1 protein-coding gene is annotated in these 527 nt (G+C 64.7%); it reads left to right on the top strand.

The window, feature by feature from the left end; translation table 11 throughout:
* A partial coding sequence (locus PQR32_RS42160) for a TolC family protein (RefSeq protein ID WP_408241815.1) occupies positions 1 to 527 on the top strand: 527 nt, incomplete at both ends.

Raw genomic sequence — 527 nt, 5'->3', positions numbered from 1 at the left:
GGCCCTGAAGCTGGTACAGCGCCGCTATACGGAAGGCGAAATCACTGAACTCGACCTTTCGCGAGCAAAAGCTGAACTCGCCTCCGCGCAGTCGGACGCAATGACGGTACAGCGTCTTCGAGCCGCCTCCGAGCATAGCCTCGCCGTGTTGCTCGGTAAGGCGCCGGCCGAGTTCTCGATGGCGGCGGATCCGATCAAGCCGGTCAACCTGCGCGTGCCGCCGGGCCTGCCATCTTCGCTGCTCGAGCGTCGGCCGGATATCGCTGCAGCAGAGCGTTCGATGGCCGCGGCCAACTCGCGCATCGGCGTCGCGAAGGCGGCGTTCTTCCCCTCACTCACCATCACGGGTACGGGCGGCTTCGAATCGGCGACGATTGGCGACCTCTTCAAATGGAGCAGCCGGGCGTTCCTGCTCGGACCTCTTGCCGGAACGGCGCTGAATATTCCGATTTTCGACGGTGGACGCCGCAAGGGCAACCTCGCGAATGCGCGCGCCGTCTACGAGGAGGACGTCGCGAATTACCGGG

It is taken from the genome of Paraburkholderia dipogonis, assembly GCF_046027395.1.
Taxonomy (GTDB): Bacteria; Pseudomonadota; Gammaproteobacteria; order Burkholderiales; family Burkholderiaceae; genus Paraburkholderia; species Paraburkholderia dipogonis_A.
The sequence above is the reverse complement of the archived record's forward strand: the minus strand, read 5'-3'. Positions and strand labels throughout refer to the sequence as shown.